Below are 18,262 nucleotides of genomic sequence, written 5' to 3' on the forward strand. Positions count from 1 at the left end.
TGTGAATTTGTCATGAAACAAGAGCTGGCAAACAATCAGATCTTTGATCGCGAGAAGGTGAAGCGGTATCCGTTGACGCAACCGCAGGAGCGTATTTGGTATACGGAACTGCTGTATCCAAATCGCAATGCGTCAACGATCATCCTTAACACCAAAATTAATGGGGCTGTGAATACAGATATTTTGAAACAAGCGATCGGTGTCGTCGTGCAGCGCAACGACTCATTCCGTATTCGCATTGCCAGTGATAACGGCGTCCCTTGGCAGTACATCGTGCCTTATGCCGAAGAGGATCTCGTGATTGGACACTTGGAGATGCCCCAAGAGCAGGCGGCCGAGTGGCTAAAGAGGAATAACGTTGTGCCGTTCAAGCTGCTGCACGCACCGCTGTATCAGTTTACGATTATCCGTATCCATGAAGAGGAAATTTGGCTTAGCTTTAGGATGCATCATATCGCCACTGACGGTGTGTCGATGCACCAGGCGGTCGATCAAATGACGGGTTTTTACCAGGAGCTTGCGAATGGGACCTTCGATGCCGCCAGCAGCTTGAAAGCTAATTCCTACCTTGATTTTATTCAAGCAGAGCAGGAATATGAGCAGTCAGACCGGTATCAGAAGGACAAAGCTTATTGGTTAAATAAGTTTAGCGAGTTTCCGGAGACGATTGGGCTCAAAACTTACAATCCCTTAACGCTTAGCACAGCCGGCAGAAGGGAGGGCGCCGAACTCAGCGAGGAGCTCCACAAGGGGATAAACGCATTTTGCGAGGAGCACCGTATCAGTCTCTTTACTTTCTTTTTATCAGCCTTATATATTTACGTGCACAAGGTTACACAAGAGCAGGATATTCCGATTGGTACGCTTTATGCAAACCGGACAAGCAAGAAAGAAAAGGATACGATCGGCATGTTCGTCAGTACGGTAGCGACCCGGGTTCGCGTGGAGCCGGAGACCGAGATGCTGGCCTTTTTGCAAAGCGTTGCGAAAGAGCAATCCTCGATTTTGCGCTATCAGCGGTATCCGTATAATAAAGTCATTCAAGATTTGCGCGAAACCCGTCGCAGTCAGGATATACAGCGTTTGTTTGGCGGGTCCATTCAATACCGGACGTACAGCTTTGCCAAATTTGGCGAATTCACCATGCAGCCGGACAATGATTTTTGCGGCGATATCGTGAACGACTTTGACATTCATATGGTGGATGAGCTCGACCGGGGAAAAATGATGCTCTATTTCGACTACCGGACAGAGCTGTTCGATGAGCAGGAAGTGGCGCAAATCATTCGTCAATTTCTAGCCGTTGCGGAGGGCATGATTAAAAGTCCGACGCAGACGATCCAACAGTTGTCTCTCCTAAGCGAAACGGAAAAGGAAACGATTCTTAACGTATTTAACGATACAGCAGCCGATTATCCAAGCGGACAAAGCATTGCTACGCTTTTTGAAGAACAGGCGGGACGAACGCCAGAGCAGACGGCCGTGGTCTGCGAAGGAAAGGCCTTGACCTACAGCGAGTTAAACGAGCGAGCAAACCGGCTGGCCCGCACGATTCGCGCCCTTGGCGTTACGGCGGATGATACGGTTGGAATGATAGCGGAGCGGTCCACGCAAATGGTCGTCGGCATCTTAGCGATATTAAAAGCCGGAGGCGCTTATGTACCGGTTGATCCGGATTATCCTGAGGAACGCGTGCGTTATCTGCTGGAAGATTCCGGGGTCAACGTGCTGCTGACCGAGCGGAAGGAGTTAGTTACCGAACACTTTAAAGGAACGATCCTGGATATAAGCAGAAAGGAGGTTTATGACGAGGATGGTTCCAACCTGGAACCGGTAAGCGGACCCAACCATTTGGCTTATGTGATTTATACGTCCGGAACAACCGGTAAGCCAAAGGGAGTTATGGTTGAACAGCGAAATGTAGTCCGATTGGTTAAAAATACCGATTATGCTGCGCTGGATGAAACAACGCGCATCCTGCAAACCGGATCGGTCGTCTTTGACGCGTCCACGTTTGAAATCTGGGGCGCGCTGCTGAATGGCGGACAGCTTCATTTGGTGAATAAGGACATGATCTTGCATGCGGCCAGCTTGAAGCAGACGATTCAGGAAAATGGCATTACAACGATGTTCTTGACCACTGCGCTATTTAATCAGCTCACACAGCAGGACAGCCGCCTGTTTGCAAGCTTGGACACACTGCTTGTCGGGGGCGAGGCGCAGTCCGTGCCGCACATGAACCGCGTGCTTCAGGATAACCCCGGCTTCCGGCTCGTAAACATTTATGGTCCGACGGAAAACACGACCTTCTCAACGGCGTACGTGATTCCTGCGGAGCGGTCCAATACGGTGCCGATTGGCGGTCCGATCCGCAACTCAACGGCCTATGTTGTCGACAGCGCTATGAGGCTTCAGCCTGTCGGGGCATGGGGCGAGCTGCTGGTTGGCGGCGATGGGGTGGCCCGTGGCTACTTGAATCAACCGGAGCAAACGGCGGAGAAATTTATCGACGGCCCGTTCCGTAAAGGCGAGCGCTGCTACCGGACCGGTGATCTGGTACGCTGGCGGGCGGACGGTACGCTGGAGTATAAGGGACGGATGGATCAGCAGGTGAAAATCCGTGGATACCGCATTGAGCTTGGCGAGATTGAGGAGCATCTTCTGCAAGTGGAGGCGGTACAGGAAGCGGTGATCATCGCGCGCGAGGATGAAAACGGACAAAAGCAGCTGTGCGCTTATTATGTGGCAGAACGCGAGCTTGGTGCCAATGAGGTCAGAAGCGCGCTGTCCCAGGAGCTGCCGGGTTACATGGTGCCGTCGTACTTTGTACAGGTTGAACAGATGCCGCTTACGCCAAATGGGAAAGTGGACCGCCGGGCACTTCCCGCTCCGGAGGGCAGCCTTCAAACAGGTGCGGAGTATGTGGCGCCACGTACCGCCGTCGAGCAGGCGCTTGTCTCGGTCTGGCAGTCTATTCTTGGCGTGAAGAATGTCGGTGTGCTGGATAATTTCTTTGAGCTGGGTGGCGATTCGATCAAAGCGATCCAGGTTTCTTCACGATTGCTTCAAGCCGGGTATAAGCTGGAAATGAGAGAGATGTTCCAATATCCGACCGTGGCGGAGTTGAGCAGATATGTACAAGAAGCCAGCCGGATTGCCGATCAAGGCGAGGTTTGCGGACTTGTTACGCATACCCCGATCCAGCTCTGGTATTTAGACCAGAACCCGGCTGAACCACATCACTTTAACCAGGCGTTTCTGCTTTACCGGAAAGCGGGCTTTGAGGAAGCTGCGCTTCGCTCGGCGGTGGAGGCCATCGTCAAGCATCACGATGCCCTTCGCATTGTGCTCCGCAAGACAGAGAACGGCGTTCATGAAACCTGGAATCGCGGTGCAGACGGGGAAGGCAGCGGACTGTACGGGCTGGAGATCTGCGACTTTACGCAAGTGGAGCATGTAGCTGAAGCGATTGAAACGCAAGCAAACGCGATTCAAAGCAGTATCCAGCTTCATGACGGGCCACTGGTTAAGCTGGGCCTATTCCGCTGCGCAGATGGGGACCACTTGCTGATGGCCATTCACCACTGGGTTGTGGACGGCATATCGTGGCGCATATTGCTTGAGGATTTGACAGCGGGCTACGAGCAGGCACTCAGCGGTTCTGTGACGATCAAGCTTCCGCAAAAAACCGACTCGTTCCAAACGTGGGCTGACAAGCTGCTCGCCCATGCCGACAGCCCTGCTATGGAGCGCGAACGCCAGTATTGGCTGGAGTCGGGCGCTACCGGATTCCTCCCGCTGCCCAAGGACTTTGCCGACGCCGGGACGCCGACGGTTGGCAGGAGCGAGGTTGTATCGGTCCGCTGGACCCAAGAGGAAACCGAACGGCTGCTGAAGCAAGCGAACCGCGCTTATAATACAGAAATCAACGATCTGCTGCTTACTGCGCTCGGCATAGCCGTCCAGGATTGGACCGGGCATAACCGGATTGCGGTCAATCTGGAGGGGCACGGACGTGAGCCAATCCTTTCGGATGTGGATGTAACCCGTACCGTAGGCTGGTTTACAAGCCAGTTCCCGGTCGTGCTTGAAATGGGAAGCAGTGAAAAGGAAAAGAACATTTCGTACCTTATCCGCACGGTGAAGGAAGGTCTGCGCCGGATTCCTCACCGGGGCATCGGATTTGGCATACTGAAATACTTGTCGTCTATGAACAATGGGGAACAAGTGTTTGTTCAAGAGCCGGAGCTTAGCTTTAACTATTTGGGCCAATTCGATCAGGACTTGGAGCAAAGCGGCTTGAGCTTATCCCCGCACCCAACCGGCGAATTGGTTAGCGGGCAGACGGTCATGAGGTACCCGGTTGACGTGAACAGCATGATCGTTGGCGGGGAACTGGAGATGACGATCCACTATGATACGGAAGCGTTCCGGGCAGATACCATCAAACGGTTGGCAGGGCTTCTGCAAACGAGCTTGCGTGAAGTGCTGGACCATTGCACGTCCAAGGAACAGCCGGAACTGACGCCAAGCGACCTGCAAATGAAAGGGCTTTCTCTGGCGCAGCTTGAGCAAATTACGGAGTTGATGCGCCATGTCGGCGAGCTGGAGGATGTGTTTGCCCTGACGCCGCTGCAGAAGGGCATGCTGTTCCACAGCTTAATGGACCGGCAAGCCGGCTCGTACTTTGAGCAATTGACACTGGATCTGGAAGGAAGCTTCCGGGTGGAGGCATTCCGCCGCGGCTTTGAGCTGCTTGTGCAAAGACACCAGGTTCTGCGTGCCAATTATTTGACTTCGCTGACTGACGAGCCGATTCAGGTGGTCATCCGCCATAAACCGGTCGACTTCAGCTACGAGGATCTGCGCCCGCTTGAAGCGGATGAGCGGTTGGCATACGCCGAAAGCTTCCTCCGCCAGGATAAAAAACGGGGCTTCGATCTTGAGCAGGGCGCGTTAATGCGCGTTTCCGTACTGCAAACCGGCGATCAGTCGTACCGCATGGTATGGAGCTTCCATCATATTTTGATGGACGGCTGGTGCTTATCGCTCATGTTAGGCGAGGTGTTCGAGAGCTACCACGCTTATCTTAGCTCGAAGCAACCGAAGCTTGCCCCTGTTACGCCTTTCAGCCGGTATTTTGATTGGCTGGAAAAGCAGGACGACCAGGAAGCGAAGCAATTCTGGTCCCAGTATTTGTCCGGTTATGAGCAGATGACGTTACTCCCTCGATCGGACTCTGGGGATGACGCAAGCGGATTTGCACCCGTTAAGCAAACCTTCTTGCTGAACCGAGAATTGACCGAGAAGTTGAACCGTGTGGCCAAGCAGCACCAGGTCACCTTATACACGTTGATACAAACGGCATGGGGCGTCATCCTGCAAAATTACAACAACAGTCCCGATGTCGTGTTCGGCAGCGTCGTGTCGGGCCGTCCGGCGGAAATTCCAGGCGTGGAGAGCATCGTCGGCCTGTTCATCAATACGATACCGGTCCGTCTTCAAACGGTGCCGGGCGAAAGCTTCGCCCAGGCGATGATCCGCAGCCAGGAGCAGACCTTGAAAACGCAAAGCTATGATACGTATCCGCTCTTTGAGATCCAGAAGCTGACGGAACAGAAGCAGGATTTAATCAACCATATTATTGTGTTTGAAAACTATCCGATGGAAGAGCAAGCTGAGCAACTGCTAATGAAGGGCGGCGGCGAAAGCGGATTTGCGATTTCGAACGTCGTGATGTCCGAGCAAACGACCTATGATTTCAACATGATTGTCATGCCGGGCGACGAGCTTCGCTTCCAGTTTGAATATAACGCGAACGCCTTTGATTTGACTGAAATTGAGCAAATGCAGCACCATTTCGTGCATGCGCTGGAGCAGATTGCAGCGAACCCTGCTATTCCGGTGGACAAGCTGGAGCTGGTAACCGGGCAGGAGAAGGAGTTGCTGCTGCATGGCTTCAACGACACGGCCGCGGAGTATCCCCAGGAGCGGACGATTCATGAGTTGTTCGAGGAGCAGGCGGCCCGCACGCCGGAGCGGACAGCAGTGCTGTTCGAGGACGAGCGGCTGACGTACCGCGAACTGAACGAGCGGGCGAACCGCCTGGCGCGGACGCTGCGCGCTGAAGGCGTAGGCGCGGATGTGCCTGTAGCGATCATGGTTGAGCGCTCGCTGGAGATGATTGTCGGCATCTACGCGATTCTGAAGGCGGGCGGCGCTTACGTGCCCATCGATCCGGAGTATCCGGCGGAGCGTATCCGCTATATCGTCGAAGATTCGGGGGCATGGTTGCTGCTGACGCAAAGCCGCTTCCTGGACCGCGTGCCGGCGGAGCTGGAAGGCCGAGTTCTTGATTTGAACGAGGGGGCGGTTTACGCCGAAGATGCGACGAATCTGCCGCTTGGTGCCGGTCCGCGCGACATGGCTTACGTTATCTATACGTCGGGCTCGACCGGCAAACCGAAAGGCGCGGCGATCGAGCATCATTCCGTACTCAACCGTATCCTGTGGATGCATGAGCGCTACCCGATTGGCGAGGCGGACGTTATTCTGCAAAAAACGACCTTTACGTTCGACGTGTCGGTGTGGGAGCTGTTCTGGTGGGCCATGGCCGGCTCAAGCGTCTGCCTGTTGACACCGGGCGGAGAGAAAAACCCAGAGCTTATTTTGCAGGCGATCAGCCGTTATGGCGTGACCACGATGCACTTTGTACCGGCCATGCTTCATGCGTTCATGGATTACGCGGAGCAGCAGCCGAAGCCAACGGTCACGGAACAAACGTCCAGCCTGCGCCATGTATTCGCCAGTGGAGAGGCGCTGCCGCCGCAGCACGTGGCCCGCTTCCAAGAAGCGATTGGCCGGGTGAACCGGACGCGGCTGATCAATCTGTACGGACCGACGGAAGCAACGGTGGACGTGTCGTACTTCGATTGCGAGCCGGATGAGTCCTATGCGGTGATTCCAATCGGCAAGCCGGTGCACAATACACGGCTGTATATCTTGAAGGAAGGCACGGAGCAGTTGCAGCCGGTCGGTGTGGCTGGCGAGCTGTGCATCGCCGGGGTGCAGGTGGCAAGAGGCTACTTAAACCGTCCGGAATTAACGGCGGAGAAGTTTACGGCTGATCCATTTGTGGCAGGCGAGCGGATGTACCGGAGCGGAGACCTGGCCAGATGGCTGCCCGATGGGAACATCGAGTATCTGGGCCGGATCGACCATCAGGTGAAAATCCGCGGTTACCGAATTGAGCTGGGCGAGCTGGAAACCGAGCTGCTCCGCATCGACTCGGTGCTGGAATCGGTCGTCGTGGCCCGCGAGGACGGCCAAGGCCAGAAGCTGCTGTGCGCCTACTATGTGGCGACAAAAGAGCTGACGGCGGGCGAGCTGCGCGAGGCGCTATCGAAAGAGCTGCCAAGCTACATGGTGCCTACGTACTTTACCCAGGTTGAACGGATGCCGCTTTCCGCTAACGGCAAGATCGACCGCAAGTCGCTTCCTGCGCCGGAAGCAAGCGTGCAGTCAGGCGAGGCCTATGCCGCACCGCGTACGCCAGTGGAGCGTGCGCTCGCGAATATCCTGCAGACGGTGCTCGGCTTGAGGACGGTCGGCATTCACGACAATTTCTTTGATTTGGGCGGCGATTCCATCAAGTCGATCCAGGTGGCGTCCCGCATGATGCAAGCCGGCTATAAGCTGGAGATGAAAGATATTTTCAAATATCCGACCATCGCTTCGTTGAGCGCTCATGTCCGTATAGCCGTCCGGCTTGCGGATCAAGGGGAGGTAACGGGTGAGGCGCCGCTAACCCCGGTTCAGCGCTGGTTCTTTGAGCATAATCCGTCTCAGCCGCAGCATTTTAACCAGTCGTTCATGATCTACCGTCCGGATCGTTTTGAAGAAGGGGCCTTGCGCCAGACGTTCCATAAGCTGGCTGAGCATCATGACGCGCTGCGCCTGGTTGTCCAAGATAGCGGAAGCGGCTATCAAGTCCGGTACCGTGCCGTCACGGAGGGCGAACTGCTTGACCTTGCAGTCATCGATCTGCAGGACAGAAAGATGGACGATTCCTTAAACCATTGGATCGAGGAGAAGGCGACGGAAATTCAAGGCTCCATCGATCTAAACGCCGGACCGTTCGTCAAGCTGGGACTGTTCCGTTGCGCGGATGGCGACCACCTGTTGATCGCGGTGCACCATTTGGCTATTGATGTGGTGTCATGGCGTATCTTGTTTGAAGATTTCATGACGGGATACGAGCAGGCGTCAAAAGGTGAAGCGATCCGGCTGCCGCTGAAGACAGACTCGTTCCAAGCTTGGGCCCAGGGACTCGAACAATACACGGACAGCCCGGCTCTGGACAGCGAAAGGGCCTACTGGCAGCAGATCGAACAGGCATCCTGCCGTCCGCTGCCTAAGGATTATGCGTACGAACGCCCGCAGCTGCAGGACAGCGAGCTGATTACGCTAAATTGGACGCCTGAGGAAACCGTACAACTGCTGAAACAGGCGCACCGCGCTTATAACACGGAAATGAACGACTTGCTGCTCACGGCGCTCGGTATCGCTATTCAGCGCTGGAGCGGCCTGGAGGATGTGCTGGTTAGTCTGGAAGGGCACGGACGCGAGCCGATTATTCCGGACCTGGACATGACACGCACTGTCGGCTGGTTTACGAGCGTGTACCCGGTGCTGCTGTCGCAAGGAGCCGATATGACGCTGCGCGAGCGGATCAAGCGGACCAAAGAGCAGCTTCACGCCATACCGGATAAAGGTATCGGCTACGGCCTTCTAAGGTATCTATCACGGAAGCAGGAAGCTCCGGCGCTGCGGGCCGAGCCTGAAATCAGCTTCAACTATTTGGGACAGCTTGATCAGGACTTCCAGCAGCATGATATTCGCTTGTCTCCGTTTGCCGGCGGAATGACGGCGAGCGCTGATATAGCGCTGCGCTTTGCGCTTGATTTGAACAGCTTAGTCGTAGACGGGGCTTTGCAGCTCGCGATTAGGTACAGCGCTAAGCAGTACCGCAGGGAAACGGTGGAGCAGCTCGCTGGCCATCTCCATGCCAGCCTGCAGGAAGTGATTGCGCATTGCGTTTCGAAGGATCGCACCGAGCTGACGCCAAGCGATGTGTCCTTGAAAGGCGTAACGATTGAGGAATTGGAGCGGCTTATGCTGCAAACGGCGGCTATTGGCGAGATCGAGAACGTGTACAACTTGACGCCAATGCAAAAAGGCATCTTGTTCCACGGCCTGCTGGAAGCCGGCTCCGGGGCGTATTTTGAAGAGACGTCGTTCGATTTGAAGGGCGAGTTCGAGCCGGGAGCATTCGCTCAAAGTCTCGACTTGCTGGTGCAGCGCCATGAAGCCCTGCGCACGAACTTCTTCACAGCGTGGAAGGAAAACCCTGTCCAGGTCGTATTCCGCAGCAAACGCGGCACACGGGTCTTCGAGGATCTTAGCGGGTTCAGCGCCGAGGAACGTGAAGCGGAAATCGCGCGGTTTAAGCGCGAGGATCGGGAGAAAGGCTTTGATCTCGCCCGTGATCCGCTGCTGCGCATCGCGATTTTGCGTACCGGCCCTCAAGAGCACCATATGATCTGGAGCTTCCACCATATCATCATGGACGGCTGGTGCCTCTCGATTGTGGCACAGGAAGTGTTCGAAGCTTACTTTGCGCTGGTCAGGGGCAAGCAGCCTGAGCTATCCGAGGTATGGGCGTACAGCTCTTACATCGAATGGCTGGAGCGGCAAAACACGCAAGAAGCGTCCGCTTATTGGAGCAGCTACCTGGCAGGTTACGAAGAGCAAACCTTGCTGCCTGTTGGCAAGCCGGGGAACTCGGAGGACGTATCCGGGTATCGCGCGCAGCGTTACGAGTGTGAGCTTGGAAGCGAGTTGACAAAACGGATTCATCAGACGGCCAAAGCGCATCAAGTTACGATCAACACATTGATCCAAGCCGCATGGGGAATCGTGATTCAACGGTACAACGGAACGGATGATGCGGTATTCGGCAGCGTGGTGTCGGGACGTCCTGCAGAAATTCCGGGTGTGGAGCGGATGATCGGATTATTCATCAACACGATTCCCGTCCGCATCCGCTGCGCAGGGGAGGAAAGCTTTGCTGACGTCATGAAGCGGGCGCAGGAGCAGGCGATTGCCTCCAATGCCTACGAAACGTTCCCGCTGTATGAAATCCAGACATTGACGGAGCAGAAGCAGGATCTGATTCGTCATATCGTGATCTTTGAAAACTATCCGGTGGATGAAAAGATGGAGCAGCTTGGCGGAGAGCATTCCGCGCTTCGATTGTCCGGCATTCAAAGTATGGAGCAAACGAACTATGATTTAAACCTTGTTGTGCTGCCGGGCGAATCGATGAAGCTTTACATTGGTTATAACGCAGCCGCATTTGAGTCGAAAGCGATCAAACGGATTCAGGCGCACCTGACTTACCTGCTGGAGCAGGTCGTGGCAAACCCGGATATCCGCATTCACGAGATGGAGCTGGTGAGCGGGGTGGAGAAGGAGCAGATTTTGCATGCGTTCAACGACACCGCGATCAACTCGCCTCGCGAGAAGACGATCTACCAGTTACTGGAGGAACAAACGGAGCGGAGGCCGGAGCAGGTTGCTGTCTACTGCGAAGGCCAGCGGCTGACGTACCGCGAGCTGAACGAGCGGGCCAACCGCCTCGCCCGCACGCTGCGCAGCGCTGGGGTGCAGCGCGACCGGTTCGTCGGCCTGATGGTCGAGCGCTCGCTGGAGATGATCGTCGGCGTGTTCGCGATCCTCAAAGCCGGCGGCGCGTATGTGCCAATCGATCCGGAGTATCCGGAAGACCGCATCCGTTACATGCTGGAGGATTCGGGCGCGAAGCTGCTGCTGACGCAGGAACGCCTTCGCGAGCGCATCGCCGCCGACCTGAAGGATGTTACGGTGCTTGCGGCGGACGATGAGGCGAACTACGATGCCGACGGCTCGAACCTGGAGCCGGTATCCGGCGCGGACGACTTGGCCTATGTCATCTACACCTCGGGTACAACCGGCAAGCCGAAGGGCGTCATGCTGGAGCATCACGGGCTGACGAACCTGAAAGCTTATTACGACCACACGCTGCGTATCGGCGTAGAGGACCGCGTGTTGCTGTTCGCCAGCCTGTCGTTTGACGCGGCCTGCTGGGAGATCTTCCAGGCGCTGTTCTGCGGCGCGACCTTGTACGTGCCGACGAAGGATACGATTCTGAACTATCAGTTGTTTGAAACGTATATGGCGGAACATCAAATTACGGTCGCAGCCCTGCCGCCAACGTATGCGGTGTATCTGGAGCCGGAGCATATGCCAAGCCTGCGCATTCTGTTCACAGTGGGTTCCGCCTCGTCGCCGGAGTTGGTGCAGAAGTGGAAGGACAAGGTGGCGTACTACAACGGGTACGGTCCGACGGAAAACTCGGTAGCGACGTCGATCTGGCTGGTCTCGGAAGATCCGGAGGCAGGCAGGCTGGTTTCGATCGGGCGGCCGGTGCCCAATCACCGGGTATACATCGTGGACACGCACGGGCATCTATTGCCGGCAGGCGTGGCAGGCGAGCTGTGCGTAGCCGGTGCGGGTCTGGCCAGAGGCTACTTGGATCGTCCGGAGCTGACGGCGGAGGTATTCGTGACCAGCCGCTTCAGCGGAGAGCGGATGTACCGGACGGGCGACCTGGCGAGATGGCTGCCGGACGGGCGGCTTGAATATTTGGGCCGGATCGACCACCAGGTGAAAATCCGCGGTTACCGGATCGAGCTGGGCGAGATCGAAGCGAAGCTCCTGCAGGTGGAAGCGGTGCAGGAAGTGCTCGTAATCGCGCGGGAAGACGGCCAAGGCCAGCAGCAGCTCTGCGCGTACTACGTGGCAAGCGAGGAATTGGCGGCAAGCGAACTGCGCCAAGTTCTGAGCGAGAAACTGCCAAGCTACATGGTGCCGGCGCACTTCGTGCAGCTGGAAGCGATGCCGCTGACGCCGAACGACAAGATCGACCGCAAGGTGCTGCCTGAACCGGACGTCAGCGGGCAAACTGGCGCAGATTACGCGCCGCCGCGCACGCTAGTGGAACGTTCCGTGGCAGCCATCTGGCAGGGCGTGCTTGGAGCGAGCGCGGTCGGCATCCACGATAATTTCTTCGAGCTGGGAGGCGACTCGATCAAGTCGATCCAAGTGTCCTCCCGCTTGCTGCAGCAAGGCTATAAGCTGGAAATGAAGGATTTGTTCGCGTATCCGACTATCGCAGGGCTCAGTCCTTATGTCCAGACAACAGTCGCCAAGGCCGATCAAGGAGCGGTAACTGGAGAGGCTCGGCTAACACCGATTCAGCACTGGTTCTTCGAGCAAAATTTTGCCGAGCCGCACTACTTTAACCAAGCCTTGCTGCTCCATCGGGCAGAGGGCTTTGAGGAAGCGGCGCTCCGTCAAGCCTTCGCGAAGCTGGTCGAGCATCACGACGCGCTTCGTATGGTATACAAAGCGGCCCCGGACGGCTTCACCGCCTGGAACCGGGATGTGCATGAAGGCAAGCCGCTTGAGCTGAGCTTGTTCGATTACCGGGATGCGGATCATGCCCGCGAGCTGGTGGAATCGAAAGCATGCGAGCTGCAGGCCGGTATCGATTTGCAGGAAGGACCGCTCCTGAAGCTTGGTCTGTTCCGCTGTGCGGATGGAGATCATCTCCTGATCGCGATTCATCATCTCGTGATCGACGGTGTATCGTGGCGCATTTTGTTCGAGGATTTGAAGACGGCTTACGACCAGGCTGTTCAAGGCGAAACGATCCGGCTGCCACATAAGACCGATTCGTTCCGGACATGGAGCGAAGAGCTGCGGAAGGCGGCAGCTAGCGACGAATTGCAGCGGGAGTTGGCGTACTGGCGTGACCTGGATAAAGTGGAGACGGCTGTACTGCCGAAGGAAGACGGACAGGACGGCGGACTCACGCTTGCCGACAGCGGAACGGTGACGGTAGAATGGTCAGCCGAAGCAACCGAGCAGCTGTTGAAGCAAGCAAACCGCGCCTATAACACGAATGTGAACGATCTGCTGCTTGCCGCTCTCGGCCTTGCCGTTCAGGATTGGACCGGACAAGAGAGGCTGTTGATCAGCTTGGAAGGCCATGGCCGCGAGGCTGATGCCATCGGCTTGGAGCTGGATCTGTCGCGGACGATCGGCTGGTTCACAAGCCAGTATCCGGTGCTGTTAACGGTGGAAGGCAGCCAGGCGCTTGGCAAACAGATCAAACAGGTGAAGGAAGATCTTCGTCGCATCCCGCGCAAAGGTATCGGCTACGGCATCCTGCGGTACGTATCGGAGCTTCCGGAGGCCGAACGTCTGCGGCAAGAACCGGAGATCAGCTTCAACTATTTGGGCCAATTCGATGAAGATTTGCAGAACGGTGCTTTCGGGTTTTCCCCGTATTCGAGCGGACAGTCTGTGAGCGAACAAACGGCGCTGCAGCATGCGCTCACCTTCAACGGCATGGTATCGGGCGGCCGGCTGACGATGACGCTGTTGTACAACGCCAAGGCCTTCCGTCTGGAAACCATCGAGCATGTAGCTCAACTGCTGCATGACCGTCTGGTCGAGGTGCTGGAGCACTGCGTGACGAAAAAGCAGGCCGAACTGACGCCAAGCGACGTGCAGCGGAAAGGCTTGACCATCGACGAACTGGAGGAACTCATCCGGCAAGCCGAGCAAACGGGCGAAGTGGAGAATGTGTATGCGCTCACGCCGATGCAGAAAGGCATGCTCTTTCACAGCCTGCTTGAGCCTAAATCGGGAGCTTACTTCCAGCAAGCCGCTTTTGAGTTGGTCGGACGCTTTGATGTCGGAGCTTTTGCCCAAAGCCTAGAGCTGCTGGTACAGCGGCATACGGTGCTGCGCACGAATATGGTCAACGATTCGAGGCAGGAGCCGCTGCAAATGGTGTACAGGTCAAAAGCAAGCGAGTTTTATTTTGAGGATGTGCGTGATCTTGGCGATGCCGATCAAAGGGCTTATGTCGCCGCCTTTGCCGCCAAGGACCGAGTCAGAGGCTTTGATCTCGCAGCGGATGCGCTGATGCGGATCGGGATTCTCCAAACGGGAGATACGGAGTATTCGTTCGTGTGGAGCTTCCATCACATCGTGATGGACGGCTGGTGCATATCCTTGCTGTACCAGGAAGTGTTCGGCGCTTACTTTGCTATCCACCAAAAGCGCGAGGTCAAGCTGCCGCAGGTCACACCTTACGTCCGTTACATGGAATGGCTGGATAAGCAGGATGCAGGCCAAGCTGCGGCTTATTGGAAGGAGTATTTGTCCGGGTATGAGCAGCATACGGATTTACCGAACCGTAAGACGGCCGATGTCAAGCAGCGTTATGAGCTGGAAAAAGTGTCGCGCTTAACCGGCAAGCCGCTCAGCGCAGCCCTGCAGCGGACAGCCAAGGCGCATCAGGTCACCATCAATACGTTGCTGCAAACCGCCTGGGGCATTGCGCTGCAGCGCTACAACAACAGCACCGATGTCGTATTCGGCAGCGTTGTATCGGGCCGTCCGGCAGACATTCCGGGCGTAGAGGGGATCATCGGGCTGTTCATCAACACCATTCCGGTGCGTGTCCAAAGCGAGGCCGGCGAGAGCTTTGCCCACATGCTGAAACGGGGCCAGGCGCAGGCTATCGAGTCGAACGATTACGATACGTATCCGCTCTACGAAATTCAGGCGCATACGGTACAAAAGCAGGATTTGATCAGCCATCTTCTGATCTTTGAAAATTATCCGCTGGATGAAGAAATCGAACGGATTGGAGAACGCGGGTCGGATGCTTTCGAAATCCGCAACGCCCGGATGAACGAGCAGACGAATTATGACTTCACCGTTACGATCATACCTGGCGCGGATATCAGGATCGACTTCGGCTACAATGCGGTTATCTATGATCGCGAGGATGCCAAGCGGATACAGGAACACTTTATTCATCTGCTGGAGCAGGTTACCACAAATCCGGATGTGTCGGTAGACAAGCTGGAGCTGGTGACAGCGCGAGAGAAAGAGCTGCTGCTGAACAACTTCAATGACAACACGGCGGAGTATCCGCGGGAACAAACGATTCATGGCTTGTTCGAAGAACAGGTCCGCCGCTCGGTGGAGAAGATTGCCGTCTCTTGCGGTAATGAGCATATGACGTACCGCGAGCTGAACGAGCGGGCCAATCGTTTAGCCCGCCATCTCCGCGCCCATGGCGTAGGGCCGGATGTCCGCGTCGGCTTGCTTGCCGAACGCTCGCTGGAGATGATCGTCGGCATTCTGGCGACGATCAAAGCGGGCGGCGCTTACGTGCCGCTGGACCCGGATTATCCGCAGGACCGGCTGCAGTTTATGCTGGAGGACAGCGGTTCGCGCGTGCTGCTGGCACAGACACATCTGCTCGGCGCGGTATCGTATGCCGGTGCGGTGCTTAACCTGAACGACCCGTCGCTGTATATAGGAAACGGATGTAACCTGAAGCCGATAAATAAGCCTGGCGATATGGCCTATATCATCTATACGTCGGGTACTACGGGCAAACCGAAGGGCGTTATGATCGAGCATCGCAATGTCGTGCGGCTGCTCGTCCACGATAAGCTGCAGTTCGATTTCAACGAGCAGGATGTCTGGACGGTCTTCCACTCGTTCTGCTTTGACTTCTCGGTATGGGAAATGTACGGAGCGCTGCTGCTCGGAGGACGGGCCGTCATTGTGCCGAAGCAGGTCGCGCAAAATCCGAAGGCGTTCGCAGAGCTGCTGCGCGAGGAAGAGGTTACGGTGCTGAATCAGACGCCGACTGCCTTCCATGCGCTGATCAATGAGGTGATGGAACAGCCGGAGCAGGGGCAGGGCCGCAGCGTGCGCTATGTCATCTTCGGCGGCGAGGCGCTCAGTCCGATGATGCTAAAACTATGGCGCGACCGTTATCCGCAGACGAAGCTGATCAATATGTACGGAATCACGGAGACGACCGTACACGTGACATACAAGGAGATCGGGGACCAAGAGATTGCGTCCAACCGCAGCAATATCGGCCGTCCGATTCCGACGCTGACCAGCTATATTTTCGATGCGCAGCAGCAGCTTGCACCTGTCGGCGTAGTCGGGGAGCTGTACGTCGGAGGCGACGGCGTAGCGCGCGGATACTTGAACCGCGAAGAGCTTACAGCCGAGAGATTCATCGATCATCCGCATAAGCCGGGCGAGCGGCTTTACCGGTCTGGAGATCTTGCACGGATGCTGCCAAACGGCGAGATGGAATACCAGGGCCGGATCGACCACCAGGTGAAAATCCGCGGTCACCGGATCGAGTTGGGCGAGATCGAATCCAAGCTGCTTATTTTGGAAGCCGTGCAGGAAGCGATTGTCCTGGCGCACGACGACAGCCAGGGACAGAAGCTGCTGTGCGCGTACTATGTAGCGTCAAAGGAGCTGACGGCGGGCGAACTGCGCGAGACACTCTCGCAGGAGCTGCCGAGCTACATGGTGCCGACATTCTTCGTCCAAATCGAGCGTATGCCGATCACCGCAAACGGCAAAGTCGACCGCAAGGCGCTGCCGGCACCGGAAGCAAGCCTGCAATCGGGACAGGGGTATGCCGCTCCGAGCACACAGACAGAAGCGCAGCTTGCGCGCATTTGGCAGGAGGTGCTGGGGCTTGAGAAGGTCGGCGTCAAGGATCATTTCTTCGAGCTCGGCGGACATTCGCTCCGCGCTGCCACGCTTGTGGCGCGTATCCAGAAGGAGCTGCAGATCAGCGTGCCGCTAAGAAGCGTGTTCGAGCATCCTACCGTGGAAGAGCTCGCTGCCGTCATGGCAGGCCGGGAAAAAACAGACGAAACGAGTCTGCCGGTTGCTGAGGAAAGAGACTACTATCCGCTTTCCTCCGTTCAGAAGAGAGTGTATATTTTGAGCCAGCTTCAGAAGAACGATATCAGCTACAACTTGCCAAGCGTCCTGCGAGTCGAAGGACCGCTTGATGTGAAGCGGATCGAGGAGGCGTTCCGCGCCCTGATCGCACGCCACGAGTCACTGCGTACCAGCTTTGAGATGGTGGATGGTGAACCGGTGCAGCGGGTGCATGCCCAGGCGGACTTCTCCATTGAGGTGCGGGAGGGCAGTGAGCAGGAGGCGGAAGTATGGATGGAAAACTTCTTGCGCCCGTTTGATTTGCGCAAACCACCGCTTATGCGGGTAGAACTGATAAAGCTCGAATCCGAGCGTTACATCATGCAATTCGACATGCACCATATCATTACGGACGGTGCCTCGATGGGCATTCTGGTGCAGGAACTCGTCCGGCTGTACGGAGGCGAGGAGCTGCCTCCGTTGCGGATTCAGTACAAGGACTATGCGGTTTGGCAGCAAGGCGCAAGAGCGCGTACTTACGAAGAGCAGGAACAATACTGGCTGGAGACGCTGGCCGGCGAGCTTCCGGCTCTGGAGGTGCCGGCGGATTATCCGCGACCTGCGGTACGCAGCTTCGACGGTTCCCGGGTCAACTTCGAGCTTGATGCGGAATGTACGTCGGCGGTCAAGCGGCTCAGCGAGGAAACAGGAAGCACGCTGTTTATGGTGCTACTGGCGGCTTATCAGGCGCTGCTGGCCCATTACAGCGGGCAGGAGGACATCATCGTCGGCACGCCGATTGCCGGCAGGCCATTGGCCGAGCTTGAACCGGTCATTGGGATGTTCGTCAATACGCTTGCGCTGCGCGCCTATCCGTCCGAGAACAAGACGTTCCTGGAGCTCTTGCAGGAGGTTAAGGAACAAGCACTGGGCGCATTTGAAAACCAGGAGTTTACGTTCGAGGAACTGGTGGAGAAGCTGGTTCAAGTCCAAGACGCCAGCCGCAACCCGCTGTTTGATACGATGCTGGTGCTGCAAAACAATGAGCGGCAGGAGCTGAAGTTTGACTCGGTGTCTTTCGTCCAGCAAGAACGCGACTACAACGTCGCCAAATTCGATCTTACCTTGTATTTCATCGAGGAAGGGGATCGTATCAACGGCAGCCTGGAATACAGCACCAAGCTGTTTAAAGCCCATACGATTGAGAAATATGCCTCCGATTTCGCTGCGCTGTTGTATACGGTGACGGATCAACCGAACATCCAGCTGGGCGACATTGAGCTTGCGGACCAAGTATCCGTCGAGTCTGTGGAGTTCATGTTCTAAAAGGTTTCTCCATGTTCGCAAAGAGCGCATGAGGACAAGC

The 18,262-nt window shown here is 56.3% G+C and carries 1 protein-coding gene; it reads left to right on the top strand.

Annotation, left to right across the window (positions count from 1 at the left end):
• The first annotated feature begins 12 nt into the window (after window positions 1-12).
• A complete protein-coding gene (locus NLX71_RS10425; RefSeq protein ID WP_254363555.1) occupies window positions 13-18,222 on the top strand; it encodes a non-ribosomal peptide synthase/polyketide synthase in 18,210 nt (6,069 codons plus the stop codon).
• The last annotated feature ends 40 nt before the right edge of the window (window positions 18,223-18,262 follow it).

This window comes from Paenibacillus sp. MZ04-78.2 (assembly GCF_024213375.1).
Classification (GTDB): Bacteria; Bacillota; Bacilli; order Paenibacillales; family NBRC-103111; genus Paenibacillus_G.

Bases quoted from the DNA above. Each gene is read 5' to 3' on its own strand.
- NLX71_RS10425 (WP_254363555.1), top strand. From the start codon at position 13: ATGAAACAAGAGCTGGCAAACAATCAGATCTTTGATCGCGAGAAGGTG.